The following is a 26,960-nucleotide window of genomic DNA, read 5'->3' as shown; positions in this document are numbered from 1 at the left end:
CCCGTATTTATGAAGACGCTAGCAAAGCGAAGGCTACTGATTATCGATCCGATTTTTCGCGGCAGCCGCCTCTATTACAGTGCGATGGCGGCAGCAGGCGCGTTTGCGTGCGGATGGGAGGTTCATATCCTGACCCGCGGGGAAGCGGAAACCGAGCATTACTTCGAACTTTTCGAGGGTATTCCGGTTACCTTGCACCGCAACGTTCCGCTGCCGGAAGGGTTCTGGTATGGCAAGATCGGTCCTGAAGCCGTCGAGGCTTTGATCGGGGCACTGATTTTACTCCATAAGGAATTCCAGTTCGAACGTATCCTGGCGGTCGGCTTGAACGAGTTGAACCGCGAGTTCACCGATGCTTGTCTTACCCACAGGCGGGAGATCAAGGCCGCTCTCGGTCGCACGCCTTTGGTGGCAATAGAATACGACGCCCGCTATCTGCTTCGGGGGTTGCAGGCACCGGCGCCGCGCAATCCGCTTGAACGCTTGCGCCGCGAATTTCGGGTATGGCTGCGTCGCGAAAGGCAGCGTCAAAACCTCCGTTTCCTGCGGCGGGCGATACCTGGCCTGCGTGTGGCCGTTCTTGACGAAAGAGCTTTCGACCGGGCGCTTGCAACGCGCACCTGGCGATCCTTCCTGGTCCAGCTTCCGGATCCGCCGCCGCGTTTTGTCGGGCCGGCTCCGTTAGGCCAAACCTTGAGGCAGCATCATGACAGGATACGGGTTCTCCTCGTTGGCCTCCAGTCGAAGCGCAAGGGCATAGAGGATTTCTCGCAACTCTTACAGGCTCGGCCGAACCTAAAGGAGCGCTTCCAGTTTGTCCTATGCGGTTCGCTGGTTGCTGAAAGTGAGCATTTGCGACCCAAACTCGCGGCGGCGTGCAAGACGGGGGTGCTTGAATGGATAGACGAGTATCTGCCGGAGGCGGAGATTCAGCGTCGATATGGTGAAGCCGACTACGTGCTGCTTCCATATGCGCGCGATTTCGAAAGCTCCAGCGGCGTTATGGCCAACGCGGCAAGATCAGGTAAGCCGATCGTCGCGACGGACCATGGATGCGTTGGCTACCGTGTTCAGCGGTTCGGCATGGGTTTCGTCTATCCATCGGCGAATATTGCCAAAATGGCGGAAGTTCTTTTTTCCTTGCGGGATCCCGCGGAAGCGGAGTATCAGAAATTGTCCGCCAATTGTATTAACTACGCTCAGAATAATTCGGTTGGCGAGTTTCAGCGAATTTTGTTGAGCGCGTAAGAGTATTGCAGAAAATGACAGAAAAGAATACTCCACTCATCGCGCTTCTTGATACATCTGTCTGCACTAAAAATCTGGGTGACCAGATTATTATGGATGCAGTCAATACTCAGCTGCGACGCATGTATCCGCGAACCTTCTTTTGTTCTATTCCTACCCATGACTACTTGTCGAGCGAGAGCTTTAAAATTCTTGAGCAAAGTTCGTTCGCGATTGTTGGTGGCACAAATCTGCTAACGGGAGACATGTGGAAATACAATCAATGGAAGGTGAGCTACCGAGACTACTTCAGATTAAAGAACGTCATTCTGATGGGGGTCGGTTGGTGGCAATACCAGAAGGAGTCGACGCTCTATACTCGCACTTTGCTGAAGCGCTTTCTTCATGGAAACATGCTGCATTCCGTCAGGGATGGATACACCCAGCGCAAACTGCAGGAAATGGGGCTTCCTAACGTCGTCAATACAGGGTGCATGACGCTTTGGGATCTCGATGCCGAGCACACGAGTCAGATTCCCAAACGCAAGGCGGAGAATGTTATTTTCACGCTTACTGATTATAAGCCGCATCCCGAAAGTGACAAATATCTGTTCAACATTTTGGCGAAGCAGTATAGCAAAGTATATCTTTGGCTTCAGGGGTCGCGTGATCTCGAGTATTCCAAGGCCATCTGCGGAACTCGTGCCGAGATTGTTGATCCTAGCCTGAAGGCTTTCGATCAGATACTGTCGTCGAATCTTGATCTCGAATATGTGGGCACACGCCTACATGCGGGCATACGAGCACTTCAGCACAAGCGTCGCACCATGATCGTGTCGGTGGATAATAGGGCCACGGAAATGGGGCGTGATTTCAATCTGCCGGTCATTGAACGCAAGGCCGTCGGGGATCTGAAGACCTCGCTCGCCGAGGACAGGTCCATTGTCGTGAACCGGCCGATTGAGGCGATAGAAGCCTGGAAGCGTCAGTTTACTCAGCCAAGTGCTTCCAACCTGAAGAGCTGATTGGCATGAGAGTGCTATCCATAGGATCAAGCGATAAGGCGGGCGGCGCGGCAATTGCTGCGTACCGTCTAAACGCCGAACTGGTTTCGCAGTTTCGTGCGCGCGTGATCAGCGCGGTCGCACGAAAGGTGACGAACGAGAAGGACGTCATAGATATCGGTCGCGAAGGTCGCCCCTATGCTAAGCGCATTCGTCAGTTGACTGGAGCCTTTCAGAAGTGGAGCGGTTGGCAGTACCGCTTTCTTCCGGTGCAGCGCCAGAGAATTCTCGCGACGGTCCGCCAATTCCAGCCTGATGTCATCAATCTCCACAACCTGCATGGCGGCGCGCCGGACGGATTTTTCCAGACCGACCTCATCGTGGATCTCTCCCGCCTAGCACCTGTCGTCTGGACGCTTCATGACATGTGGGCGCTCACCGGGCACTGCGCCTATTCTATGGGATGTGAACGCTGGCGTGATGGCTGCGGCCCTTGTCCGCATCTGAATTTCTACCCTCCGATCGCAAAGGACCAATCGGCTGGTCTCTGGCGGTGGAAGCGTAGTATCTACGCCCATAGCAGCTTGACGATCGTGACGCCTTCGCATTGGCTCGGGCAGCTTTGCCACGAGACGAAACTGGTCGTTTCCGACAATATTCGCACGATCCCTAATGGTGTCGACCTTACCCGCTTTTCCCCGGGCAACAAGATTGCGGCGCGACAGTCGCTCAGGATCGCCAAAGACGCGAAGGTGCTGGTATTTGTAGCCGAGCGGGTCGGCGGCAATGCCCGCAAGGGCGGCAAGGCACTGGAAGCCACGCTTCGCCGATTGAATGAAGTGGCGACATCGAAAATCGATGTGCTTCTGGTGGGTGAGGGCGACCTGCCCTGGATCGGGGAGTTGGCAAACATCAAAGCGCGACGGATGGGGTACATCTCCAAGGAGTCTGATCTGATCAAAGTCTTCCGGGCGTCCGATCTCTTTCTTTTTCCCACCGAAGCGGATAATTTGCCGAACACGTTGGTCGAGGCGATTGCGTGTGGCTTGCCTGGTGCAACCTTCGATGTCGGAGGATGCGGGGAAGTCATAAAAGATGGCGTCAGCGGATTGCTGGGAACTGTAGAAAGCCAGAACGAGCTGGCCGATCGGATTTGGAGGTATTTGGACGATCCTGAGGCGTCGGAACGACTGTCGGCTTCCGCTCGGGAGTATGCACTGAATTTCAATGTCAAGCTGATGGCTAGACGCTATATGGATCTTTTTGTCGAAGTAGGTAATCGGCGAGAACAGAACAAAAGCGCGTCGTTAAGTGCATAGATCTTCCGGTATCAAGATGTCCACCGATAAGAGACTTGTTCGTTATTATGGTGAGAACGCCGAGGACTGTCTACTTTGGCATCTTTTTGAAGGCAAGCCGACAGGCTTTTATGTGGATGTAGGCGCGTTTGACGGCGTCTATCTTAGCAATACACTTTCTTTTGAACAGCAGGGGTGGCGCGGTATTTGCGTCGAGCCCCATCCCGACTACGCCAAGATTTGCGAAAGCAACCGTCCTCTCGCGTGTACGCTTCAGATGGCGTGCGTCGATGATGAAAATCTGCGGGAGATCCCGTTTTATACGGAAGAGATAGGTATATATTCCCGACTGGAAATCGAGAATGGAGACGTCGACCAACTCAAGGCATCTTATAAAAAGCATGAGCTGAAAGTCGATGGCTTCCAGAAGACCGTGGTTGCTGCGCGAACGCTCGCCAGCATCATTCGCGAGCATGCGCGGGGTGAGGCGATCGACTTCATCTCAATTGATGTAGAGGGTGGCGAGAAGCGTGTTCTGGATGGGCTGGGCCTGGACAAGATCCGACCACGAGCATTGGTTATCGAGGCCAACAATTCGGAACGTTCGGACCTTCTGGTCTCCTATATGGATGGTTACGGATACCGGCTTGGTCGAAAGATCGCCCAAAATCATATATTTGTGGCGACCGAGGAAGATGCCACGAAACTCCTATCGTACCAAATGCAATGCTTCGTGGAGAAGCAAACGCATCCCAAGGGCGTGCAGTATTCCTTTCCTGGGATCGTCAGTGGGAAGATAATCGACGAGATACGAGACAAGAAACTGCAACAGGCCTTTATCGAGATCGGCCGCATTCGTTCGAAATCAGACGTGAAGATTAGGGAAGTCGCTCGTCTAACATCGGCGCTTACTTCCGCTCGAGAGCGCGTTGCAACGGTCGAAAATGCCTTGAAAGCCTCTCGCGCCGGAACTGTGACGTCCGACAGGGCGCTGAAGTCGGTTCGCGCCAGGGCGACAAATCTGGAAAGCCTGCTTAAGGAAGTCCGGGCGCAGCGGGCAATGGCGCAACGCACATCGGAACGTCTGCGCGAACGTGTGACCGAGGCATTGGCAAGAGCCCGTGCGAATACAGAGTTGCTTGAGCAGAAGGACACGGAGATCGAGCGCAGACGCCGCCGACAGCAGGAGCTCAACAGCCGCATTCATCAACTTCAAGGATCGCTTCGTGTAATTCTTTACTCCCTGTGGCGTCGCGTGACGCGTGGGAGGCCTGAGGGCGGCGGAGATGGCTGACCGTCGACACGGTCCCATGACAGACAATTTTTCCGCAAGCGCTTCACTGTCGGTAGCCGTCATAAATGCCTTCAGAGGGCAGGGAGGAGCCGCGCTTGCCTCACAGCGTCTGCACACCTCGCTCGGCGAGGCTGGCGTTGATACACGTTTTGTGTGCCTTCGAGGACATCGGACTGGCGATTTGCACCCACCCGCACCCGCCAATCCAGTCGACGCGGCACAGAGATTGGCGCTACGCATGCTCCGCTCGCTGCAGGCGCGAACCGCCGCTGCATTTCGCTCGAAGCATGCCGAGATCTTCGAACTTCAGGCAATCATTCCGCAGGCGGCGGCCCGACTTTCCATTCCGCGGTGTGACATTATAAATCTGCATTGGGTTTCGATTTTTCTGACCCCTGAGTCGATTGCCCAAATAGCCAGAACGCACGCACCGGTAGTCTGGACACTGCACGACATGGTGCCGTTTACCGGTGGCTGCCATTACGATAATGGATGCGGGCGTTTCGAAGGAGCTTGCGGTAAGTGCCCGCAACTGGTTCTGCCGCGGCCGAACGATCTTTCCAGACGAAACTTCGAGAGGAAACGCCGCGCATATGCCACCATCCCCGCCGACAGGTTGAATATCGTTACGCCGAGTATATGGATGGCAGAACAGTGCCGAAGAAGCCCCCTTCTTGGCGCGCGGCGGATCGACGTGATCCCCAACTCCATCGACCTGAAAACATTCTCGCCGCAGCCGAGGGAACAGGCGCGCCGTAGGCTGGGGTTGCCTTCACAGCGTCCCATTCTGCTGTTTGTTTCCAGCAAGCTGTCGAATGAGAGGAAGGGGGGCCAGCTTGTGGCACAGATCGTGGAGCGTGTAAGGGCCGACCTGCCGGATGCACTTCTCGTAACCGTAGGCGCAGGTATGCCGGCCGCGACTGTCGAGCACCGATCGTTAGGATCTTTCAGTGACGACCTGGATATGGCTGCAGCCTATGCGGCGGCGGATGTTACCATTCTTCCTTCGCTTCAGGACAATCTGCCGAACACGATGCTCGAATCCATGGCGTGCGGTACGCCCGTCGCTGGTTTCGACACGGGCGGGCTGCCTGATTTCGTCTTGCCTGGGCAAACGGGTGTTCTGGCCCCTGCGGGGGGAGGTGCTCTAGCATTGGGTGAGGTCATTCTCCAGATGTTGAAATCAGACTATGCCGGAATGGGGCAGAAAGCCCGCCGTCTGGTAGAGCGGGAATGCGCCTTCAATGTTCAGGCGCAGCGTTACAAAGCATTGTTTGCCGAGATCGTTGACCGCGATAGGAGCCGATAGGCGCTTTTATCGAAGAGGGGCCTCTTCCGAACGCCATAATCTCACTGAAAGGTTGCATGTTGACTGAACTTCTTGGGAACGAAATGTCGGTGGAGGAAAAATTCGCGCGTGGCTTTCGCCAGAAGAGCTGGATCGCCGACCATCAGAAACTGATGCCGGAGGCCTCCACCGTGCTCGATATAGGAGCCAATGTAGGGCAAACGACTGCGGTGCTGCTCGATGCGTTCCCGAACGCGCGGATCCATGCTTTCGAGCCATTTCCTGCATCTGCAGCAAAGCTCAGGAGCCGCTTTCGAGATCAGCCGAGGGTTACCTGTGTCGAAGCTGCCGCGGATGCGGAGAGTGGAACAAAGACGATGCATGTCCACGCGGAATTGAGCGTGACCAATTCGTTGCTTCCCTTTCATGCAGATGCCGCACGATACATGCCGCAGTCGGCGCAACCGACCGAATGCACAGTCAAGGCGGTTTCACTCGATGCCTATTGTGCCTCCCAGGGCATCAACAGGGTCGACCTTTTGAAGATCGACACACAGGGATTCGAGCGTCAGGTTCTCGATGGGGGCAAAGGCCTTTTGTCTCGAAAAGCCGTCGCGTCTGTCTATTGCGAAATGATTTTCGTTCCGATCTACGTCGGCCAGACGACTTTTTACGAGATTGCCGGATATCTCGGCCGCTTCGACTACGCGTTGTATGATTTTTATGATTTTGTCTACGACGCATCGGGTCAGCTCAAATGGGGGAATGCTGTCTTTCGTCCCGCAACGGCATAATCTCGCACTGCCTGCGTCGTTGCCGAGCTACACCAGAAATCCTGCCGAGTGCTACAAATACTCTGCCATGCTGGGCTTCAGTCGTCGATAGATCCAGATTGCTACGGCTCCGATGATAAATATTGTCAAAATATAATAAACGAGACTGTTCATCGTGGCAGCACTGACTGTCGATGTATCCACTGTCCAACGGCAAAACTCAAGAAGGAAGAAAACGGGATTTCCTACCGTGATCGCATGGAATATCCCGCTGATATGTTCCGGTTTCCAGAATATTGGCAGAATCCACATGCCAAATCTCGAAATCATACCCACGACGTTTCCGACGTCTCTCACAAAGACGTTGATCGATCCGGCCACAATCGCGAACAGGGCTGCTACTGTTAGGAGCGTGACAAATGCGAAGGGAAACAGAAACATCGTGTATCCCGGCCTCCAGCCCATGAAGAAGGCCAACGCGAAGTAAATCGAAAATAGTATAATGCTGACGGTGGCTTCCGCCAGGACAACACCAGAAAAAATACTTATCGGACTTGCGGTAGATTGGTTGAGTATCGTTTTGTATTTTATAAAAACATTGCATCCGGAAATAAGGATACGGATAAAGCATTGCCAGGCTATATAACCAGTTCCCATATATATAAAGTATGATGGCCCATTCACGTTGAAGAGTGTTCTTTTAAAAACGAACCATATCAGGAATAGGATGGCGATTGGCTCGAAGATGAGCCACAAGAACGAAAGCGCGCGATTTGCCGTCATCGAGCGCAGTTCGCGTCGCCAGATCTCCCGTGTGAGGGATCCTTTGCCAGATATCGTCAATTTCGACGCCACAGAAACCATCGCTTCAAGAAACCTTCGCGGTCTGGTCGCCGTCGACGGACCAGGAAAAGTTGAAATTTATCTGGCCGACGCAATTCGTCTGGGGCGGAGACAGCACGGAAAACGGGGTGACCAGGTCGATGATGTGATGGATGCGTTTTCGATTATCGGATCGAATGTCACACGTAAGGTAGTAGTGTCCGGTGACGATTGGATTCAAGAACGTGCACGCGGCCTGAAACGTCCCCGGGCTCCTTCGCTTCTCAAGCTTATAGATCTGCCCGCCCAAAACGTCGCCGTTACGCGTTCTGATCGACAAGCCGATGCTGAGATCGTTGATGACAAGTTCGGTGGCTGCGGTAATCTCGATCGTGTACGGCTGCCCGGATGACAATTGCCTCGTCGGATTTCCCTTTTCGTCTATGATCTCGACCAGTTCGATACGCGCGCCGCCGTTGTTGACTACGGTCGCCGGCGGCGGCTCGCGCCTTTCCTCTTCCTTCTCAGACGCGGCTTTCGGTTTGCCTTTTGTCGCGGCTGCGGCCGCTTTCGAAGTAGCGGTCCGTTCGGTGGAAAGAAGGTCGATCAGATGCTGTCTGCGCGCTGTGGAAGACATCAGCATGGTCGCAGAATACTGCGTGATGACTTCCGACGGGGGTCCGTTCATGACAATTTTCCCCTCGTCCAGCCAGACGACGCGATCGCACAAGCTCGTCATCGTGGCGACGCTATGTGACACCACAAGCGCTGCGGCTCCGCTTCCGATCAGCTCGCGCATCCGCGCAGCACTTTTCGCGGAGAAAGCGGCGTCGCCGACCGAGAGGATTTCATCCACGATCAGGATGTCGGGTTTTATGGTGGTTACTATGGCGAAGGACAAGCGCGCCTTCATGCCGCTCGAATAAAACTTCACTGGCCGATTGATATGCTGTCCGATATCGGCAAATTCGATGATCTTGTCTTCCAGACCTTTCATGGTCTTCCGGTCGATCCCCAGAACGGCGCCGTAATAATATATGTTCTCGATGCCGGTGTATTCGGGATTGATCGCCGAACCCAGTTCCAGCATTGCCGAAACCCTTCCGTGAATGCTTATCGTCCCCGATGTCGGCGGGATAACGCCCGATATCATCTTCAGCAACGTCGATTTGCCTGCGCCATTATGGCCAATTATGCCGACCACCTCGCCCCGCGAAAGTTTCAGTGACACAGAATCTACAGCAGCGAATGAGCGATCCAGCTTAGCCTGACTGGGAAACAGGGCGTTTCGAAGGGCTCGACCAGGGGATTGTTTCGCAGAAAACTTCTTTGTGAGATTTTCGATTTGTAGAACTACGTCTTGCAAGGCTTATTTCCCTTGTATCGCCTTTGAACGGCTGCAACCTGACGCCGTCGGCGGTGCGCCAGCACGCACTACCCTCTTTCTGCCGAATCGGCAATTCGTCTGGATTGACCTCGGCTTGTCGCCTGACTTGTGCTTCCTCGACTTCGGCGACCGCGACTTTCGGAAATAGGGAACCGGTGCAGCTTGCGTGACTCGCCCCGAAAGCTGGATTAGAAATGGAATCAATAGGGCAAGGCCGTCGGACTGTTGCCCGGCAAGCAGCTACAGTGCCTCCGGAGGCCTCGACATGGCGCTGGAACTGCCGCGCGAACTGGCGGTGCGCTTCACTGACACGGAGCACAACTTCGTGTCGGAAGCCTCGGTCTATCGCCTGTTCAGGCTAACGAGCCGTTGCGCCACGCCATCGCTGCAGTCTGATCCGGAGTTCCCTAATTCCACCCACAGCGATGCGACCCTGCCGGGACGCCTGCGCGGATGATCTCGTTCCCAGGCATGCGGTCATTATGCACGGCGAACGCCACTTCGCCGCGCCTGTTCCCACGGTCGGATTGGTGCAAATTTCGGTTCATCAAAAGGCAATGGGCGTTGCATCCCACGGCAACATGGGTACAAACGCATCGAGGCGAGATGAAGTGCGGGCAAATCGTGGAAGGCGGCGCTCCATGTGCCGGAAAAAGTCTTCCTCAGACGAATGTTGGACTGCCAAACGATTGATGTTTGCGCGACTGAAGCCTGCAGGAGATTGACGTTGACAGAAGCACCCTGGTTTTCGAAATACCGAACGCCGTCGGCGGAGGAGATGCAACGCGTTGGTGCGCCCAACTGGGAGGTCTTCAAGCGGCAGGCCGAAGTGATAGAGCCCGTTATTTCCAGTCACCTAAAGTCCGAATTCGGCTTCTGGCCTTGGACAAAACCTAAAACGATCCTTGATTTCGGCTGCGGCGTCGGTCGTGTTGCTCTCAAAATGCATGCCGAGAAGAAATGGCCAACACATTGCTGCGACGTGAATCGGATAGGTGCGGCCTATCTTCAGCGGCAAATTCCGGAGATTTCCGTTCTACACACCAAGTATGATCCGCCTCTCCCTTACGAGGACAGAACTTTCGACGCGATCTATTCGGTATCGGTCTGGACCCACATGCCCGAGGAGGCTCAAGACCGCTGGCTAAAGGAGATGGCTCGAATCCTGAAGCCGGGTGGCATCGCTCTTATTACGACTTCCGGCTACAAAGCAATGCAGGCTCGCCGCAAACGTGGCGATCCAGGCTGGACCGAAATCACAGACGAGCAATTGAAGGAACGCGGCTTCATATACATTGAATATGAGCGTTTCGGCCACAAAAAATCGACGGACTATCCCGGTATTACGAGTTCCTATGGCCTGACGGCCCATGACGATGACTATATACGTCGTCATTGGAGTCAGTTTTTCGAGATCCGCGATATCAAGCGCGGGGTGATTTCCAACGTTCAAGACTTGGTGATCTGTAAGAAGCGTTAGCGACATGCGATGTCCGTAGTGTCAAGGCGCTTTCGTAAGGCGGTGGTTCCGCTCACGAAAGGACCAAGCAATCGATCGACATGCTTGCCGTCTGCCACGGTTTTTGCGATGTCGAGGGTGAGGGAAAATACCATTCTGGTCATGTGCGGCGCGGTTCCCGTGGGCTGGTCGGTTTGGGGCGAAGTGATCACCGTCCAGCCCTCGGACAACCTTTTGGAGCGCGACGTCTGCAAGTCGCCGACCACCGGCTACCGCCGCCAGCAGGGAGTCTCCGGTAGCGCCTGCGTTCGTCAGGTGACGCGGGAAAGCGCGCTCGTTGGCCTCGCGAATCCGAGGACGTCGATATCGTCGCCAATGGAGGAGCACGGCTTACGGACCTACCGCAGCCCTCCACTTTGGAGCTTCACCTAGCATGACCAAGATCATGGTTGTATGCAACGACAGCGATTATTTCCTGCGCCACCGCTTGCCGATAGTGCTAGGGCTTGTGGAGCGCGGCGCGGAAGTGACAGTGATGACCGGTGGAAAGGCTATTCCGGGGTCGGTTCCGCGTGGCTGGTCGGCGATACACATTCCGATCGATCGCTTCACCGTCCATCCGATACGCGACTGCGCGCTCATGATCCGCTCCTTCAGTAAGATCGTAACGCTGAAGCCGGACGCGATACATCTGATCACCCTGAAGCCTGCAGTATTCGTCGGCATCGCCGCTGTTCTGGCGCGCCTGCCGTCCGGGGCGGCCGGTCGCATCCTAATCACCATTCCCGGCCTCGGACGCCTGATGTCCCCGTCCGCCGCGGATCAGAGCTGGGTCGCGCGAGCTTCACGACTGCTGGTTGGCCGCGTGATCCGTTTCCTGTCGGCGCGATCGGGCATTTGCTTCACCTTTGAGACATCGCACGACCGCAATCTGTGGCTGGACGAAGGTCTGATTCGAGAGGACAACTCGACCACCATCAGCGGAGCCGGCGTCGATCCGGGCAGATTTCATCCTGGTCCCCCCCGCCAAGAAAAAGGGCCAATCAGAATTCTCTTCGCCTCAAGGCTGTTGAGATCAAAAGGCTTGGATGTCTTCATCGGGGTTGCGCGGCGCTTTTCCCAAAACCCCAATCTCCAGTTTCTGGTCGCCGGGATGGTCGAGCCTCACGATTCGGATGGCGTTGCGCCTAGGGAATTGGAATGTGAGGGTTCCATCACGTTTCTGGGCGAGGTCGCTGACATGCCCAAACTGCTCCAGAGCGTCGATCTTGTCTGCCTGCCGACCCGCTACGGGGAAGGCATACCGCGCATTCTCATTGAGGCGGCCGCATGTGGAGTTGCCTGCCTTGGGACGGATATCGAAGGATGCCGGGAAATCATCGTCGACGGCGTCACTGGCTATCTCCTGCCGGCTGGTGAGAAGGCCGCGATGGTCGAGACGATATGTAACGCAATTACCGGATATCTCGCCGATCCCGGCCTTCTTGATCGTCATGGAAAGGCCGGCCACCGGCTGTTTCTTAGCCGAGACTTCAGCGAAGAAGCGGTTGTCGGTCGTTTCCTAGCGCTGCTGACGGACGTTTAGCTCTCACCTCGCCCCGACCGCACGAGGCTCTACGCGGCCGCGGTGTGCGCCGAATTCGAGCCGATATAGTTACGGATCGTTTCGATGATCCGATCCTGGTCTGCCTCGCTCAGATACGGGTGCATGGGCAGGCACAGGATGCGCTTCGGCAGCTCCTCCGAGACGGCAAGACCGGTCGGCGTGCGCGGATAATCGCGGTAGGCGATCTGGCTGTGCAAGGGCTTCACGTAATAGATGACCGACGGAATGCCCTTTTCGCCGAGATGCGCCTTGAGCCCGTCGCGCTTCGGCGTCTCGATGGCATATTGCGCCCAGGCCGAACGGCTGCCGTCTAGGTTGCGCGCCGCCTTGACGACATCGCCGAGTCCTTCGGCGTAACGATTTGCAACCGCTTGCCGGGCAACCATCTCGTCTTCGAGAATGGCCAGCTTCTCTATCAGGATTGCCGCCTGCAGCGTATCGAGCCGCGAATTGATGCCGACGCGGACATTATCATATTGGGTTTCGCCCTTGCCGTGGAAAGCGAAGGAGCGGAGCTTTTCCGCCAGCGCATCGTCATTGGTGAACATCGCGCCGCCATCGCCATAGCAGCCGAGTGGCTTGGCCGGGTAGAAGCTGGTCGATCCGACATGGCCGAACGCGCCGCACATCTTGCCGTCGAGCGAACCACCCATCGACTGGGCGGCATCCTCGATCACCAACAATCCTTCGCGGCTGGCGATTGTCATGATCGCCTCATAGTCGGCGGCTAGCCCGAACAGGTCGACCGGAATGATCGCCTTCGGCTTAAGCCGGCCTTCCTTCTTGATCATGGCGATCGCCGCCTCGAGACTGGCGACATCGATATTGTAGGTCTGGGGATCGACATCGACGAAAACTGGCTCGGCCTTGGCCAGCGCCACCACTTCCGCCGTAGCGGCGAAGGTGAAGCTCGGCACGAACACCGCGTCACCCGGGCCGATGCCGGCAGCAAACAGCGGCAGCAGTAGCGCGTCGGTACCGTTGGCGCAGGCGACGACATGCTTGGTGCCGATATAGGCGGCGAGTTTGTTTTCGAATTCGGTGACCTCAGGCCCGAGGATATAGCGCCCCTCGTCGACAACGCGGTCGATGGCCGCTTTCAGCCTGTCGCGGATGCGCTCGCGCTGCGCGCCAAGATCAATGAACTGCATGTTGGCCTCAAACGGTGCTAGCCAGATAATCGGCCGCTGGTAGCAGACTTGGCCCGACCGAGAAACCCGCACGAGCCAAACCGCGAATTGCTCAAGTGTCGCAGTCTGTTACCTCAGATTTCCGAAGTACCCTTGCAGATGCCGGAAATCCGGGCTTCGTCGGATGTCATTTGGTCTTCATATCGCGCATGACCCGAGCCGGCGAAACATAAAGTGATCGGCAAGCTGGGTGCATAGCCGTCCAATCAGGCGATTTCATGCCGCCAGGGCGGATTGGCTCCGGCCCGCGACACCGTCACCGCCGCAGCCCTAGCACCGAGCGCCAGCGCCTTGTGGATGGCGTCTTCCGGCAGCTTGGCGATCGCCTCTTTCGACAGCAGGCCCTGCTCGTGCAGCGAGGCCAGGATGCCGGCGTTGAACGTGTCGCCGGCACCGACCGTATCGACCACCTCGACCTTGTCGGGCACGACCGTGACCTTGTGATCCCTGGTGTAGCCGACAGCGCCTTCGCTGCCATGGGTGACGACGATCAGCGTCGGGCCGCGATCCAGCCAATTGTGGACGACATCCTCGTGCGAGCCGGCTTCGCCGAACCAGTTGAGGTCCTCATCCGACAGCTTCACGATGTCGGCCATGGCCATCATCGAGCGGATGCGCCTGAGATGCTTGGCCTTATCAGGGATAAAATTGGGCCGAATGTTGGGATCGAGCATCATGACGCGGCGGCTGTGCTCGCGCCGCATGAATTCCTCATAAGCCGCTCCGGCCGGTTCCGAGATCAGGCTGATGGCGCCGAACAGCATGGCTTCGACCTCGCTGCCGAGTTTCGGCAAATCATCGGTGGTCAGCATGCGTCCGGCTGTATTTTCATCGTAGAACGTGTAGCTCGCCTGGCCGTTGTCCAACCGCACGAAGGCAAGCGTGGTCGGCCGGGGCGATGTGTGCGCATAGGTGGAACTGACCTTGCTTGCCCCGAGCGCGTCCCTCAACCGCCCGCCGAACAGATCCGACGACAGGCCGGAAAAGAAGGCGGCGGGTGCCCCCAGCCGGCCGAGCGCTATTGCCGTATTGAACACTGCGCCGCCGACATAGGGGGCAAAGGCCGGCTCGCCCTCCGTCGTGGTGCGCGGCAGCATGTCGATCAAGGCTTCGCCGCAACAGAGGATCATGATTTGCTGTTCTCCGGCGGGTGGATCACAACCTTGCGGGTGGTGATGTTGGCGTAGAGCCGCAACTCGCTTGTCGCAACGATCGCGTGCGCGGACCGTAGATAGAAGTCGCCGCCGGCGAGCGCAACCACCTTGCGGTCCGATGCGGGCTTGGCGCAGATCGCCTCCATCTCGCCATGAACGGGATCGGCAAGCCAGCGATCACCAGCGACTGGAGGCGCGATCTTATTGCTACGGCCGTGTCAGCGTCGCCAGCCGCTCGGGATCGAGCAGACCGGGATCCGATCAGCATGCTCAGGCACTCCTGGAAATCATGGTCGAACCGATGAGGAAGCGCTCGGAAAGCGGCAGGCTGGCGCCGCCCAGGGCACGTGCATGGATGCCGACGGTTCCCTCGCGAACGGCTGGGAGCTTCAGGCCTTCGCCGTCGATCTTGCTGATAGCTTCGACAACGGCATCGACGAGCCGGCGCCGCACGGCCTTCGGCATCCATCCGTCGATCACTGCGGCCTCGAAATCGATGACCGAGGACGCCGCCACGATGGCATAGGCGAGCGCTTGCGAGGCGCTGGCTATCCAGCGGTCGAGTTCGACGCCGATCTCGCCCCAGTCCTCCGGTGACGTCCATAGATGCGAGGCCTCGACGCCGCGCGCGTTGAGCGCCTTTTCCAGCATCGCGATCGACGCCACGTCGATCAGTTGGGCCGGCTTGCCGTCCGGTCCGGGCACCGGCATTGAACCCAGCGCGCCGGCATTGCCGGTCGGCCCGCCAAAAAGGTGACCGTTCAGCACGATGCCGCCGCCGGCAAAGGCGCCGATATAGAAATAGACGAAGTCGCGCGCCGCGCCCGCCTTACCGAACACCAGTTCGGCGCCGCAAGCCGAGGTGGCATCGTTCTGCAGGTAGACCGGGAATTCGCATTGCGCCTGGATGTCGGCGCGGATGTCGCGGTGGCGCCATTCGTCCATGACATCGCGCGGCGCACCTGCCGTATCGGCCCAGTTCCACAATTCGAACGGCATGGCGATGCCAAGTCCGGCAATACGCTTGTCCTGCGCCGGGGTGAGTTCGCCGCGCATCGTCTTCATCCCGGAGGTGACGAATTCAACCGTCTCGCGCGGTGCCGGATAACGGTAGGAATGCTGCAGCATCGAACGCACATTGCCGAGGAAATCGATCAGCACGAGTTCGGCGCTGCGTCGCCCGATCTTCAGGCCGATGAAATAGGCGCCATCGGGATTGAGCGCCATCGGAATGGAAGGTTGGCCGATCTTGCCGCGCAACGGCGCCTGGCGGACAAGGAGCTTGTCCTCCTCAAGCTCGCGCATGATGACGGAAACCGTCTGGGCCGAAAGCCCTGTCATGCGTGCGATGTCGGACTTCGCCAGGCTGCCGTGCCGACGCACCAGCGACAGCACCAGCCGCTCATTGTGGTCGCGCATGCCGCTCTGGTTGGTGCCGCGATGAATGCGGCTTTCGGCTGCCTCGGGCGAACCGTGCCCTGTAATGCCGATCTCCACCCTGTTCCTCCCGTCGTTCCCCGCAATGCTTTTGGGCCAGAATGGGTGAACGATGCAACGCTGTCAATAATAAATAAGAGTGATTTAATTATTGACAGAGACTTCGGGCTGGTGTTCTGTTGGGGCAGGCGTCCACGCCGGGAGAAGTCGTCTGGATGCTTGTGCGGATGCCGGTTGGCCGGCATCCGAAATGGTCCACTGGGAGGAAAATCGTGACCAAGACAGCACTATTGAAGTCCACCGTTTTTGCTGCGGCCGGATTGAGCCTGATGGCGTTTACCTCGGCTGCGTCTGCCGCCGACGTTAGCGCCTGCCTGATCACCAAGACCGACACCAACCCGTTCTTCGTCAAGATGAAGGAAGGTGCGGCCGCCAAGGCGAAAGAACTAGGCGTCGAGCTTAAAGCCTACGCCGGCAAGATCGACGGCGACAGCGAGAGCCAGGTGGCGGCGATCGAAAGCTGCATCGCCGACGGCGCCAAGGGCATCCTGATCACCGCGTCGGACACCAAGGGTATCGTGCCTGCGGTGAAGAAGGCACGTGACGCCGGTCTGCTGGTGATCGCGCTGGACACGCCGCTTGATCCGCTCGACGCCGCCGACGCGACCTTCGCGACCGACAATCTGGAGGCCGGCAAGCTGATCGGCGCGTGGGCCGCCGCGACGCTCGGCGACAAGGCGAAGGATGCCAAGATCGGCTTCCTCGACCTGACCCCCTCGCAACCGACGGTCGACGTCTTGCGCGATCAGGGCTTCATGATGGGCTACGGTATCGACGTGAAGGACCCCAACAAGATCGGCGACGAGGACGATCCTCGCATCGTCGGCCACGATGTCACGAACGGCAACGAGGAAGGCGGCCGCAAGGCGATGGAGAACCTTCTCCAGAAAGATCCCGGCATCAATGTCATCCATACCATCAATGAGCCGGCAGCCGTCGGCGCCTACCAGGCGCTCAAGGCCGTTGGCCTCGAAGGCAACGTGCTGATCGTCTCGGTTGACGGCGGCTGTCCCGGCGTGAAGTCGGTCGCGGAAGGCGTGATCGGCGCGACCTCGCAGCAATATCCGCTCCAGATGGCGGCACTCGGCATCGAAGCGATCGCTGCTTTCGCCAAGGACGGGACGAAGCCCAAGCCGACCGAAGGCAAGGATTTCTTCGATACCGGCGTCAACCTCGTGACCGACAAGCCGGCGGAAGGCGTGAAGTCCATCGACACCAAGGAAGGCCTCGCCAAGTGCTGGGGCTGATGCCGGTCTGACTGGCAACAGAACCGATCGGCCGGGGCTTGATCCCCGGTCGTTTCGGGCGGACGATGCGCTTCGCCAAGCGCGAGCAATTCCGGCGGCAGATCGGGAATGGTTGGACGGGCGTCGGCGTGGCTGAAGCCCCATGGGAGGAAACGTGGCTCAGGCTCAGGAATTCGAGAAGGCTCTATCGAGCAGCGACACAAGCGTCGCTGCTTTTGACGAGCACGGCACATCGATCGTCAAGCGCATCCAGCATTTCCTGCATTCCACTCCGGCTGCGGTGCCGCTGATCGTGCTGGTTCTGGCGATCGCTATTTTCGGCGTCACGATCGGAGGGCGGTTCTTTTCGTCATACACGCTGACGCTGATCCTGCAGCAGATCGCCATTGTCGGCATTCTCGGCGCGGCGCAAACGCTGGTCATCCTTACAGCCGGCATCGACCTGTCAATCGGCGTGATCATGGTGATTTCGGCAGTGATCATGGGCAATTGCGCGGTCACCTACGGTCTGCCGACCTTGCTTGCCGTGGTGATCGGGCTTGCCGCCGGTGGGGCCTGCGGGCTGCTCAATGGGCTGCTGGTCGCCTATATGAAGCTGCCGCCCTTTATCGTGACGCTCGGCACCTGGAACATCGTCATGGCCACGAATTTCATCTATTCGGCCAATGAGACGATCCGTGACGCCGACGTCGGTGTCCAGGCACCGCTGCTGCATCTGTTTGGCCTCAACTTCAAGATCGGCACCGCGGTGCTTACATTCGGCGTCATTGCCATGGTCGTGCTGGTGCTGATCCTGTGGTACGTGCTCAACCACACGGCATGGGGTCGCCATGTCTACGCGGTCGGCGACGATCCGGAGGCGGCCAAGCTATCGGGCATCCAGACCAAGAAGGTGCTGATCTCGGTCTACACCCTCGCCGGCCTGATCGCCGCCTTCGCTGCCTGGGTCTCCATCGGCCGCAACGGCTCGATCTCGCCGTCGGCAGCCGTCACCGACTACAATTTGCAGGCGATCACCGCGACGGTGATCGGCGGCATTTCCCTCTTCGGCGGACGCGGCTCGATTTTGGGCACGCTGTTCGGCGCGATGATCGTCGGCGTCGTTTCGATGGGCCTCAACATGCTGGGCGCCGATCCGCAATGGAAAGTGCTGCTTACCGGCGTGCTGATTATCGGCGCTGTGGCGATCGACCAGTGGATCAGAAAGGTTTCGGTGTAGCGATGACCCAGGAACCCATCCTCACCGCGCGTGGCCTCGTCAAGCGCTACGGCCGCGTCACCGCGCTGAACAATTGCGACTTCGATCTCTATCCGGGAGAAATCTTGGCCGTGATTGGCGACAACGGCGCCGGCAAATCGACGCTTATCAAGGCGATCTCCGGCGCCGTGATCCCGGACGAGGGGACCATCGAATTGGACGGCAAGCCGGTGCTCTTCAAGTCGCCCATCGAGGCCCGCGAGGCCGGCATTGAGACCGTCTACCAGAACCTGGCGCTGTCGCCGGCGCTATCGATCGCCGACAATATGTTCCTCGGCCGCGAGATCCGCAAACCGGGCTTCTTGGGCGATTGGCTACGCATGCTCGACCGGCCGGCAATGGAAAAGCGCGCCCGCGACAAGCTCACCGAACTTGGCTTGATGACCATCCAGAACATCAGCCAGGCCGTCGAAACGCTTTCGGGCGGCCAACGTCAGGGCGTGGCCGTGGCACGCGCCGCCGCCTTCGGCTCGAAGATGGTCATCATGGATGAGCCAACGGCGGCGTTGGGCGTCAAGGAGAGCCGCCGCGTGCTCGAACTGATCCTCGACGTGAAGAAGCGCGGCCTGCCGATCGTGCTGATCTCGCACAACATGCCACATGTCTTCGAGGTGGCCGACCGCATCCACATCCATCGGCTGGGCCGTCGTCTCTGCGTCATCGATCCCAAGCAATATACGATGTCCGACGCCGTCGCGTTCATGACCGGAGCGAAGCTCCCGCCGGAGGCAGCGCTGGCGGCCTGATGCATGTCGCCGAAAGGTGCGCAACGGTTTTGGGATAACGGCATGCACATAAGTAAGAACTTAAGGCGTCCCGGAGGCGCTCAAAGGCGACACGCTTAAGTGGCCACTTGCCCTGGGGTAAGCTGCCCCGCGGCAATCTAACTCGATTGAACGCATAACAATATGCGCTAGCATGGGCTGGGAGGAATGGTGAAAGCCGGAATGACCATGGCAACCGCACGAGAGGCAGCATGACGCACTCGATGACATCCGAAGCTCCCATTCTCGAACTCCCAGATCCCAAGACGCTCGCTGACGAAATCCTCAAGGCTCTGAAATACAGGGTCGGCAAGGGAACCGCCGTTGCCACGCAGTACGATTGGCTAACCGCCTCGATCAAGGTGGTGCGTGACCGCGTCGTCGATCACTGGATGCAGGCGACGCAAGAGGCCTACGCCCAGCAGGAAAAGCGCGTTTACTATCTTTCGCTCGAATTCCTCATCGGCCGTCTGATGCGCGACGCCATTTCCAATCTGGGTCTGATGGACACCATGCGCGAAGCGCTTTCGTCGCTTGGCGTCGATCTCGACCTCATCGCCGCGCTCGAACCGGATGCGGCCCTTGGCAATGGCGGTCTCGGCCGGCTCGCCGCCTGCTTCATGGAAAGCATGGCGACGGTCGATATCCCGGCGCACGGCTACGGCATTCGCTACGCCAACGGCATGTTCCGGCAGGAAATCCATGACGGCTGGCAGGTAGAACTGCCCGAGACCTGGCTCGATCACGGCAACCCCTGGGAGTTCGAGCGGCGCGAACGCTCCTTCGAGGTCGGCTTCGGTGGCGCTGTAGAATCGATCACCTCCAAGGACGGTCGGCTCGAGCGCCATGTCTGGAAGCCGACCGAACACATTCTGGCTGTCGCCTATGATACGCCGGTAGCCGGCTGGCGCGCCAAGCGCGTCAACACGCTGCGCCTCTGGTCCGGCATGCCTATTGATCCGATCCTGCTCGACAAGTTCAACGCCGGCGACCACATCGGTGCGCTCGCGGAAAGCAACAAGGCCGATGCCTTGTCGCGCGTCCTTTACCCCGCCGATTCCCACATGGCCGGGCAGGAATTGCGGCTCAGGCAGGAATATTTCTTTTCCACCGCGTCCCTGCAGGACATCCTCCAGCGCCATCTCAGTCAATATGGTGACCTGCAATCGCTGCCCGACAAGGCGGCGATCCATCTGAACGACACTCATCCGGCCATCGCGGTGGCCGAGCTGCTGCGCCTGTTGATGGATGTCCACGGCATGGATTTCGATCAGGCCTGGAGCATCACCAAGCGCACCTTCGGCTACACCAACCACACGCTGCTTCCCGAAGCCCTCGAAAGCTGGCCGGTGCCGCTGTTCGAGCGGCTGTTGCCGCGCCATATGCAGATCGTCTACGCCATCAACGCGCAAGTGCTGCTGGAGGCGCGCGCCTCCGGCCAGTTTTCGGATGAGCAGATCAGCCACATCTCTCTGATCCAGGAAAACGGCGACCGCCGGGTGCGCATGGGCAATCTGGCCTTTGTCGGCTCGCACTCGATCAACGGCGTCTCGGCGCTGCATACCGAATTGATGAAGCAGACAGTGTTTGCCGACCTCCACAGGCTCTATCCCGACCGCATCAACAACAAGACCAACGGCATCACGCCGCGGCGCTGGCTGATCCAGTGCAATCCCGGACTTACCGCGCTCACCCGCGAGGCGATTGGCGACCGCTTCATGGACGACATCGACGCCATCAAAGGTCTCGACGCCTTTGCCGACGACGCCGCTTTCCGCGACAAATTCGCGGCGGTCAAACGGGCGAACAAGGTCAGGCTTGCCAATCTCGTCGCCGACCGCCTTGGCATCAAGGTCGATCCCTCGGCGCTGTTCGACATCCAGATCAAACGCATCCACGAATACAAGCGCCAGCTCCTGAACATCCTCGAAGCGGTGGCGCTCTATGATCAGATCCGCTCCCATCCGGAGCGCGACTGGATGCCGCGTGTGAAATTCTTCGGCGGCAAGGCGGCGCCCAGCTATCACAACGCCAAGCTGATCATCAAACTCGCCAACGATGTCGCCAAGGTCATCAACCGCGATCCGGCCGTTCGCGGCTTGCTCAAAGTGGTGTTCTTGCCGAACTACAATGTCAGCCTGGCCGAGATCATGATGCCGGCCGCCGACCTTTCGGAGCAGATATCGACCGCCGGCATGGAAGCCTCCGGCACCGGCAACATGAAATTTGCGCTGAACGGTGCGCTGACCATCGGCACGCTTGACGGCGCCAATGTCGAGATCAAGGAATGCGTCGGCGACGACAACATCTTCATCTTCGGCCTGACCACCGCTGAGGTCGCCGAGCGGCGCAGCAACGGCTATCATCCGAGATCCGTGATCGAAGCGTCTCCCGAACTGGCGCAGGCAGTGGCTGCCGTTTCGTCGGGCGTCTTTTCGCCTGACGATCCGGAACGCTATCGCGACCTGATGAACGGTCTCTACCAGAGCGACTGGTTCATGGTCGCCGCGGATTTCGACGCCTACACCGCCGCCCAGCGCGCCGTCGACGCCGTCTGGCGCAACAGCCCCGATTGGTACGCCAAGGCAATCCGCAATGTCGCCCGCGTCGGCTGGTTCTCGTCCGACCGCACGATCCGCCAATATGCGAAAGAAATCTGGAACGTGCCCGTCTGATGTGATTGCATGAGGCCACGAACAACGTGGTCCCCGGGGAGGGTCACTGCCTGATGAGGAAGCCGCGCGCGACCGCTGCGACAAGCGGGCCGGATGGACTGGCGTCAGCCGGTGATGTCGCGGCAATTGTCGCCGGCACGCATGGTGACCCTTTCGCTGTCCTCGGTGTGCACGAGGTTGACAAGGGGTTTGTCGCCCGCTGCTTCGTCCCACATGCCGAGTTCGTCACTGCCTATACGCTGACCGGCAAGAAAGCCGGCGAACTTTCTAGGCGCGACGCAGGTGGATTCTTCGAGGGCAGACTATCGCTCAGAAAGCGCCAGCCGCTGCGCTATCATGCGCGCAATGCCGGCGGTGATTGGTGGCTGACCGATCCCTATTCGTTCGGCCCGGTGCTCGGTCCGCTGGATGACTATTACATCGCCGAGGGGTCGCATCTCAGGCTGTTCGATAAGCTCGGTGCGCACCTCATCGACCACGAGGGTGCGTCTGGCGTGCATTTCGCTGTGTGGGCGCCCAATGCAAAGCGCGTTTCGGTGGTCGGCGACTTCAACGAATGGGACGGTCGCCGGCATACGATGCGCGTCCGCCGCGACACCGGCATCTGGGAATTGTTCATTCCCGACATCGGCGCCGGCAGGCCCTACAAATACGAGATCATAGGGCCGGATGGGGTGAGACTCCCGCTGAAGGCCGATCCGTTCGCCTTCAAGTCCGAACTGCGCCCGGCCACCGCTTCGGTGACGGCGCTTCCGCCGGCGCATCAATGGGGCGACGACGCGCACCGCAATTTCTGGCGCAACGCCGACCCCAGGCGCGAGGCGGTGTCGATCTATGAGGTCCACGCCGGTTCCTGGCAGCTTCACGACGACGGCAGCTTCCTGTCATGGGACGAGCTTGCCGGCCGGCTGATCCCCTATGTCGTCGACACGGGTTTCACCCACATCGAATTCATGCCGATCTCCGAACATCCCTATGACCCGTCCTGGGGCTACCAGACGACCGGTCTCTACGCGCCGTCGGCCCGCTTCGGCGATCCGGACGGTTTTGCCCGGTTTGTCGACGGCGCTCACCGCGCCGGCATCGGCGTCATCCTGGACTGGGTGCCGGCGCATTTCCCGGTGGACGCGCATGGCCTGGCCAATTTCGACGGCACCGCCCTCTATGAGCATGCCGACCCGCGCAAGGGCTTCCATCCCGACTGGAACACCGCGATCTACAATTTCGGCCGGCGCGAGGTGGTCTCGTTCCTCGTCAACAACGCGCTGTTCTGGGCAGAGAAATACCATGTCGACGGTTTGCGCGTCGATGCCGTCGCCTCGATGCTCTATCTCGATTATTCGCGCAGGGCCGGCGAATGGATCCCCAACGAAAAGGGCGGGCGCGAGAACCTCGAGGCGGTTAGCTTCCTCCAGCGGATGAACAAGGAGGTCTACGGCCACCATCCGGGCGTAGTGACGATTGCCGAGGAATCGACCTCATGGCCGAAGGTCTCGCAGCCGGTGGATGAGGGTGGGCTGGGTTTCGGCTTCAAGTGGAACATGGGCTTCATGCACGACACGCTGGAGTATTTCTCCAAGGAGCCGATTTTTCGCAAGCATCACCACGGCGACATCACCTTTGGCCTGGTTTACGCCTTTTCGGAGAATTTCGTGCTGCCGCTCTCCCATGACGAGGTCGTGCACGGCAAGGGGACGCTGCTCGGCAAGATGGCCGGCGACGACTGGCAGAAATTCGCGACGCTGCGGGCCTATTACGCCTTCATGTGGGGCTACCCCGGCAAGAAGCTGTTGTTCATGGGGCAGGAATTCGCTCAGCGCCGCGAGTGGAGCGAGGCGCGCGCGCTCGACTGGAACCTGCTCGATTTCCGGCTTCATCGCGGCGTCTGGCAAACGGTGCGCGATCTCAACTACCTCTACCGCTCGCGCCCGGCCTTGCATGCGCGCGACTGCGAGCCCGAGGGCTTTTCCTGGCTGATCGTCGACGACAGCGCGAACTCGGTCTTTGCCTGGCTGCGCAGCGCGCCGGGCGGAAATCCGGTCGCCGTCATTTCCAATTTCACGCCAGTGCCGCGTGACAACTACCGCGTGCCGTTGCCGATTGCCGGAACATGGCGCGAGATCATCAACACGGACGCCTCCGACTATGGCGGTTCCGGCAAGGGCAATGGCGGCGCTGTCGAGGCCCGGGCGGAAGGAGGAAGCATCTCGGCGACGATGCTTTTACCGCCATTGTCGACGGTCATGCTCGAATTTGCTCCGGAATGAGCGATGTCTCGCAGCGCGTAACTTGGGAGGATAAAATGGCAGAGATAAAACGAACCCAACCGCTGGCGCGCGATGCCATGGCCTATGTGCTGGCCGGCGGGCGTGGCAGCCGGCTCAGGGAGTTGACCGACCGGCGCGCCAAGCCGGCGGTCTATTTTGGCGGCAAGACGCGCATCATCGATTTCGCGCTCTCCAATGCGCTCAATTCGGGCATCCGCCGCCTCGGCGTCGCCACCCAATACAAGGCGCATTCGCTGATCCGCCACCTGCAGCGCGGCTGGAATTTCCTGCGTCCCGAGCGCAACGAGAGCTTCGATATCCTGCCGGCCAGCCAGCGCGTATCGGAAACGCAGTGGTATGAGGGCACGGCCGACGCCGTCTACCAGAATATCGATATCATCGAGGCCTACGGGCCCGAATACATGGTCATCCTGGCCGGCGACCACGTCTACAAGATGGACTATGAGCTGATGCTTCGCCAGCATGTCGACGCAGGTGCCGACGTCACCGTCGGCTGCCTCGAAGTGCCGCGCATGGAGGCGACCGGCTTCGGTGTCATGCATGTCGATGCCAAGGACACAATCATCTCCTTCATCGAGAAACCCGCCGACCCGCCCGGCATTCCCGACAAACCGGACTTCGCCCTGGCCTCGATGGGCATCTACGTGTTCAAGACCAAGTTCCTGATGGAGCAATTGCGCCGCGACGCGGCCGAACCGGGCTCAAGCCGCGACTTCGGCAAGGACATCATCCCGTATGTCGTCGAGCACGGGAAGGCGATCGCCCATCGCTTCGCCAAATCCTGCGTGCGCTCGACCGCCGAGAACGAGGCCTACTGGCGCGACGTCGGAACCGTCGACGCCTATTGGGAAGCCAATATCGACCTCACCGACATCACGCCGGAGCTCGACCTCTACGACCGCGACTGGCCGATCTGGACCTATGCCGAGCTGAAGCCGCCGGCAAAGTTCGTGCATGACGAGGACGGCCGTCGTGGCTCGGCCGTGTCGTCGCTCGTCTCGGGCGATTGCATCGTCTCGGGCGCATCGCTCAAGCGAAGCCTGATCTTCACCGGCGCGCGCATCAATTCCTATTCGACGCTCGAAGAAGTCGTCATGCTGCCCGACTGCCATGTCGGCCGCAACGCAAGATTGAAGCGCGTGGTGATTGATCATGGCGTAAGGATACCGGAGGGTCTCGTGGTCGGCGAGGATCCCATTCTCGACGCCAAGCGCTTCCGCGTTTCCGAAAAGGGCATCTGCCTTGTCACGCAGGTCATGATCGACAAACTGGGATTGTAGTGGATGCAGGTTCTGTCGGTCACGCCCGAAATATTCCCTCTGATCAAGACTGGTGGGCTTGCCGACGTGACCGGTGCATTGCCCGGGGCGCTCGCCGGCAAGGGTGTGGCGATGCGCACGCTTATTCCCGGCTATCCCCAGGTGATGGACGCTTTCAAGAAAAAGAAGGCTGTTCATCAATATCCGCTGCTGCAGGGCGGCAAGGCTTCGGTCCATGCCGCCCATATCGACGGGCTTGACTTGTTCGTGCTCGACGCGCCGCATCTGTTCGATCGTCCCGGCGGCCCTTATGGCAACGCCAACGGCGCCGACTGGCCGGACAATTGGCGGCGTTTCGCGGCCCTGAGCCAGGTTGGCGGCGACATCGCTGGCGGCGCCATCTCGGGCTACCAGCCCGACATTGTCCACGCCCATGACTGGCAGTCGGCCATGACGCTGGCCTATATGCGCTACGGCAAGGCCGTCGGCACGCCGTCGATGATCACCGTCCACAACCTCGCTTTCCAGGGCCGGTTCGGCGCCGGTATCTTTGGCGAGCTTGGCTTGCCGGCGTCGGCCATGGCGCTCGACGGCGTCGAATACTATGGCGGCGTCGGTTTCCTGAAGGCCGGTCTGCAAGCTGCCTGGGCCATCACCACCGTCAGCCCGACCTATGCGCAGGAGATCCGCTCGCCGGAATTCGGCATGGGCCTCGATGGCCTCGTCAACATGCGGTCTGTCGATCTCTATGGCATCGTCAACGGCATCGATACCGAGATATGGGACCCGGCTACCGACAAGCATCTGGTCTCCAATTATACGGCCAAGACTTTGAAGGCACGGCACCCCAACCGGACCGCCGTCGAGGATCGTTTCGACCTCGATCGCGACGACAGTCCGATCGTCTGCGTCATCAGCCGGCTCACCTGGCAAAAGGGAATGGATATTTTGGCGGCCGTCGTTGACGGGATCGTTGCCAGGGGTGCGCGCCTGGCGGTCCTGGGGTCCGGCGACGCCGGCCTCGAAGGTGCGCTGCTGGCTGCCGCGGCCCGCCACCGCGGTCGCATCGGCGTCGTCATCGGTTACGACGAGGGTCTTTCCCACACCATGCAGGGCGGCTGTGACGCCATAATCATCCCGTCGCGCTTCGAGCCTTGCGGACTGACGCAGCTTTATGGCCTGCGCTATGGCTGCGTGCCGGTCGTCGCCCGCACCGGCGGCCTCGCCGATACGGTCATCGACGCCAATGAAGCGGCCGTCTCGGCCGGTGTGGCGACCGGCTTCCAGTTCGCACCCGCCGATGCCGGCGCCTTGCTGCACGCCATCCGCCGGCTGGTCGAGGCGCACGCCAACCCCACCGTCTGGACGTCGATGCAGCGGCAAGGCATGAAGGCCGATGTGTCGTGGGACAAAAGCGCGGAAAAATATGTCGAACTCTATCGCTTGCTGCTTTCGAAAAGGGCTGTCTGA

General features: G+C 59.3%; 22 protein-coding genes. 16 read left to right on the top strand and 6 right to left on the bottom strand.

Features of this window, described 5'->3' with window-relative positions:
* Positions 1-9 precede the first annotated feature (9 nt).
* The 6 genes from ABID19_RS15660 to ABID19_RS15635 all read left to right on the top strand — a co-directional run bounded on the left by ABID19_RS15660 (position 10) and on the right by ABID19_RS15635 (position 6,905).
* The gene (locus ABID19_RS15660) at positions 10-1,248 is read left to right on the top strand and encodes a glycosyltransferase (protein WP_354491869.1); all 1,239 of its coding nucleotides are present in this window, start codon (positions 10-12) and stop codon (positions 1,246-1,248) included.
* Between the two features lie 14 nt (positions 1,249-1,262).
* The gene (locus ABID19_RS15655) at positions 1,263-2,252 is read left to right on the top strand and encodes a polysaccharide pyruvyl transferase family protein (protein WP_354491867.1); all 990 of its coding nucleotides are present in this window, start codon (positions 1,263-1,265) and stop codon (positions 2,250-2,252) included.
* A 5-nt stretch (positions 2,253-2,257) separates the two neighbouring features.
* Positions 2,258-3,550, top strand: a complete 1,293-nt coding sequence (locus ABID19_RS15650; protein ID WP_354491866.1) for a glycosyltransferase — start codon at positions 2,258-2,260, stop codon at positions 3,548-3,550.
* 16 nt (positions 3,551-3,566) lie between these two features.
* On the top strand, positions 3,567-4,823 hold the full coding sequence (locus ABID19_RS15645; RefSeq protein ID WP_354491864.1) for an FkbM family methyltransferase: 1,257 nt from the start codon (positions 3,567-3,569) through the stop codon (positions 4,821-4,823).
* Positions 4,816-6,132, top strand: a complete 1,317-nt coding sequence (locus ABID19_RS15640; RefSeq protein ID WP_354491862.1) for a glycosyltransferase — start codon at positions 4,816-4,818, stop codon at positions 6,130-6,132. The genes ABID19_RS15645 and ABID19_RS15640 overlap by 8 nt, the downstream gene beginning before the upstream one ends.
* 83 nt (positions 6,133-6,215) lie before the next feature.
* Positions 6,216-6,905 (top strand): FkbM family methyltransferase, encoded by a 690-nt coding sequence (locus ABID19_RS15635; RefSeq protein ID WP_354491860.1) that lies wholly within the window; start codon positions 6,216-6,218, stop codon positions 6,903-6,905.
* Positions 6,906-6,956: 51 nt separating this feature from the next.
* Here ABID19_RS15635 and ABID19_RS15630 read toward each other — a convergent pair whose 3' ends face one another.
* Both ABID19_RS15630 and ABID19_RS15625 read right to left on the bottom strand, forming a co-directional pair.
* Positions 6,957-7,727: an ABC transporter permease gene (locus tag ABID19_RS15630; protein WP_354491858.1), complete on the bottom strand. Its 771-nt coding sequence runs from the start codon at positions 7,725-7,727 to the stop codon at positions 6,957-6,959.
* Positions 7,728-7,752: 25 nt separating this feature from the next.
* Positions 7,753-9,072, bottom strand: coding sequence for an ABC transporter ATP-binding protein (locus tag ABID19_RS15625; RefSeq protein ID WP_354491856.1), 1,320 nt, complete (start codon positions 9,070-9,072; stop codon positions 7,753-7,755).
* Between the two features lie 286 nt (positions 9,073-9,358).
* On the opposite strand from ABID19_RS15625, the gene ABID19_RS15620 reads away from it, so the two are divergent.
* From ABID19_RS15620 to ABID19_RS15610, 3 genes are all read left to right on the top strand, one after another.
* Positions 9,359-9,550 (top strand): hypothetical protein, encoded by a 192-nt coding sequence (locus ABID19_RS15620; protein WP_354492200.1) that lies wholly within the window; start codon positions 9,359-9,361, stop codon positions 9,548-9,550.
* A gap of 270 nt (positions 9,551-9,820) precedes the next feature.
* The gene (locus tag ABID19_RS15615; RefSeq protein WP_354491854.1) at positions 9,821-10,573 is read left to right on the top strand and encodes a class I SAM-dependent methyltransferase; all 753 of its coding nucleotides are present in this window, start codon (positions 9,821-9,823) and stop codon (positions 10,571-10,573) included.
* A 316-nt stretch (positions 10,574-10,889) separates the two neighbouring features.
* Positions 10,890-12,137: a glycosyltransferase family 4 protein gene (locus tag ABID19_RS15610; RefSeq protein ID WP_354491852.1), complete on the top strand. Its 1,248-nt coding sequence runs from the start codon at positions 10,890-10,892 to the stop codon at positions 12,135-12,137.
* Between the two features lie 29 nt (positions 12,138-12,166).
* Here the strand turns inward: ABID19_RS15610 and ABID19_RS15605 are convergent, their stop codons facing one another.
* The 4 genes from ABID19_RS15605 to ABID19_RS15590 all read right to left on the bottom strand — a co-directional run bounded on the left by ABID19_RS15605 (position 12,167) and on the right by ABID19_RS15590 (position 15,999).
* Positions 12,167-13,309 carry a DegT/DnrJ/EryC1/StrS family aminotransferase gene (locus tag ABID19_RS15605; protein WP_354491850.1) on the bottom strand — a complete coding sequence of 381 codons (1,143 nt, stop codon included), beginning with the start codon at positions 13,307-13,309 and terminating at the stop codon, positions 12,167-12,169.
* 245 nt (positions 13,310-13,554) lie between these two features.
* On the bottom strand, positions 13,555-14,478 hold the full coding sequence (locus ABID19_RS15600) for a carbohydrate kinase family protein (protein ID WP_354491849.1): 924 nt from the start codon (positions 14,476-14,478) through the stop codon (positions 13,555-13,557).
* The gene (locus ABID19_RS15595) at positions 14,475-14,648 is read right to left on the bottom strand and encodes a hypothetical protein (RefSeq protein ID WP_435528730.1); all 174 of its coding nucleotides are present in this window, start codon (positions 14,646-14,648) and stop codon (positions 14,475-14,477) included. The genes ABID19_RS15600 and ABID19_RS15595 overlap by 4 nt, the downstream gene beginning before the upstream one ends.
* 124 nt (positions 14,649-14,772) lie before the next feature.
* Positions 14,773-15,999 carry an ROK family transcriptional regulator gene (locus ABID19_RS15590; RefSeq protein WP_354491847.1) on the bottom strand — a complete coding sequence of 409 codons (1,227 nt, stop codon included), beginning with the start codon at positions 15,997-15,999 and terminating at the stop codon, positions 14,773-14,775.
* Positions 16,000-16,268: 269 nt separating this feature from the next.
* Here ABID19_RS15590 and ABID19_RS15585 point away from each other — a divergent pair, with 269 nt between their 5' ends.
* From ABID19_RS15585 to glgA, 7 genes are all read left to right on the top strand, one after another.
* Positions 16,269-17,246, top strand: coding sequence for a sugar ABC transporter substrate-binding protein (locus ABID19_RS15585; protein WP_292515013.1), 978 nt, complete (start codon positions 16,269-16,271; stop codon positions 17,244-17,246).
* A 154-nt stretch (positions 17,247-17,400) separates the two neighbouring features.
* Entirely contained in the window at positions 17,401-18,465 is a 1,065-nt protein-coding gene (locus tag ABID19_RS15580) for an ABC transporter permease (protein ID WP_354491845.1), read from the top strand.
* A gap of 2 nt (positions 18,466-18,467) precedes the next feature.
* Positions 18,468-19,250, top strand: a complete 783-nt coding sequence (locus tag ABID19_RS15575) for an ATP-binding cassette domain-containing protein (RefSeq protein WP_352936307.1) — start codon at positions 18,468-18,470, stop codon at positions 19,248-19,250.
* 230 nt (positions 19,251-19,480) lie between these two features.
* The gene (locus ABID19_RS15570) at positions 19,481-21,943 is read left to right on the top strand and encodes a glycogen/starch/alpha-glucan phosphorylase (RefSeq protein ID WP_354491843.1); all 2,463 of its coding nucleotides are present in this window, start codon (positions 19,481-19,483) and stop codon (positions 21,941-21,943) included.
* A 53-nt stretch (positions 21,944-21,996) separates the two neighbouring features.
* Positions 21,997-24,210: a 1,4-alpha-glucan branching protein GlgB gene (gene glgB / locus ABID19_RS15565; RefSeq protein ID WP_354491841.1), complete on the top strand. Its 2,214-nt coding sequence runs from the start codon at positions 21,997-21,999 to the stop codon at positions 24,208-24,210.
* A 35-nt stretch (positions 24,211-24,245) separates the two neighbouring features.
* Positions 24,246-25,511, top strand: coding sequence for a glucose-1-phosphate adenylyltransferase (gene glgC, locus ABID19_RS15560; RefSeq protein ID WP_354491840.1), 1,266 nt, complete (start codon positions 24,246-24,248; stop codon positions 25,509-25,511).
* Positions 25,512-25,514: 3 nt separating this feature from the next.
* Positions 25,515-26,960, top strand: coding sequence for a glycogen synthase GlgA (glgA, locus tag ABID19_RS15555; RefSeq protein WP_354491839.1), 1,446 nt, complete (start codon positions 25,515-25,517; stop codon positions 26,958-26,960).

The sequence above is a fragment of the Mesorhizobium robiniae genome (assembly GCF_040545535.1).
Classification (GTDB): Bacteria; Pseudomonadota; Alphaproteobacteria; order Rhizobiales; family Rhizobiaceae; genus Mesorhizobium; species Mesorhizobium robiniae.
This window is presented reverse-complemented; position numbering and strand designations above follow the sequence as displayed.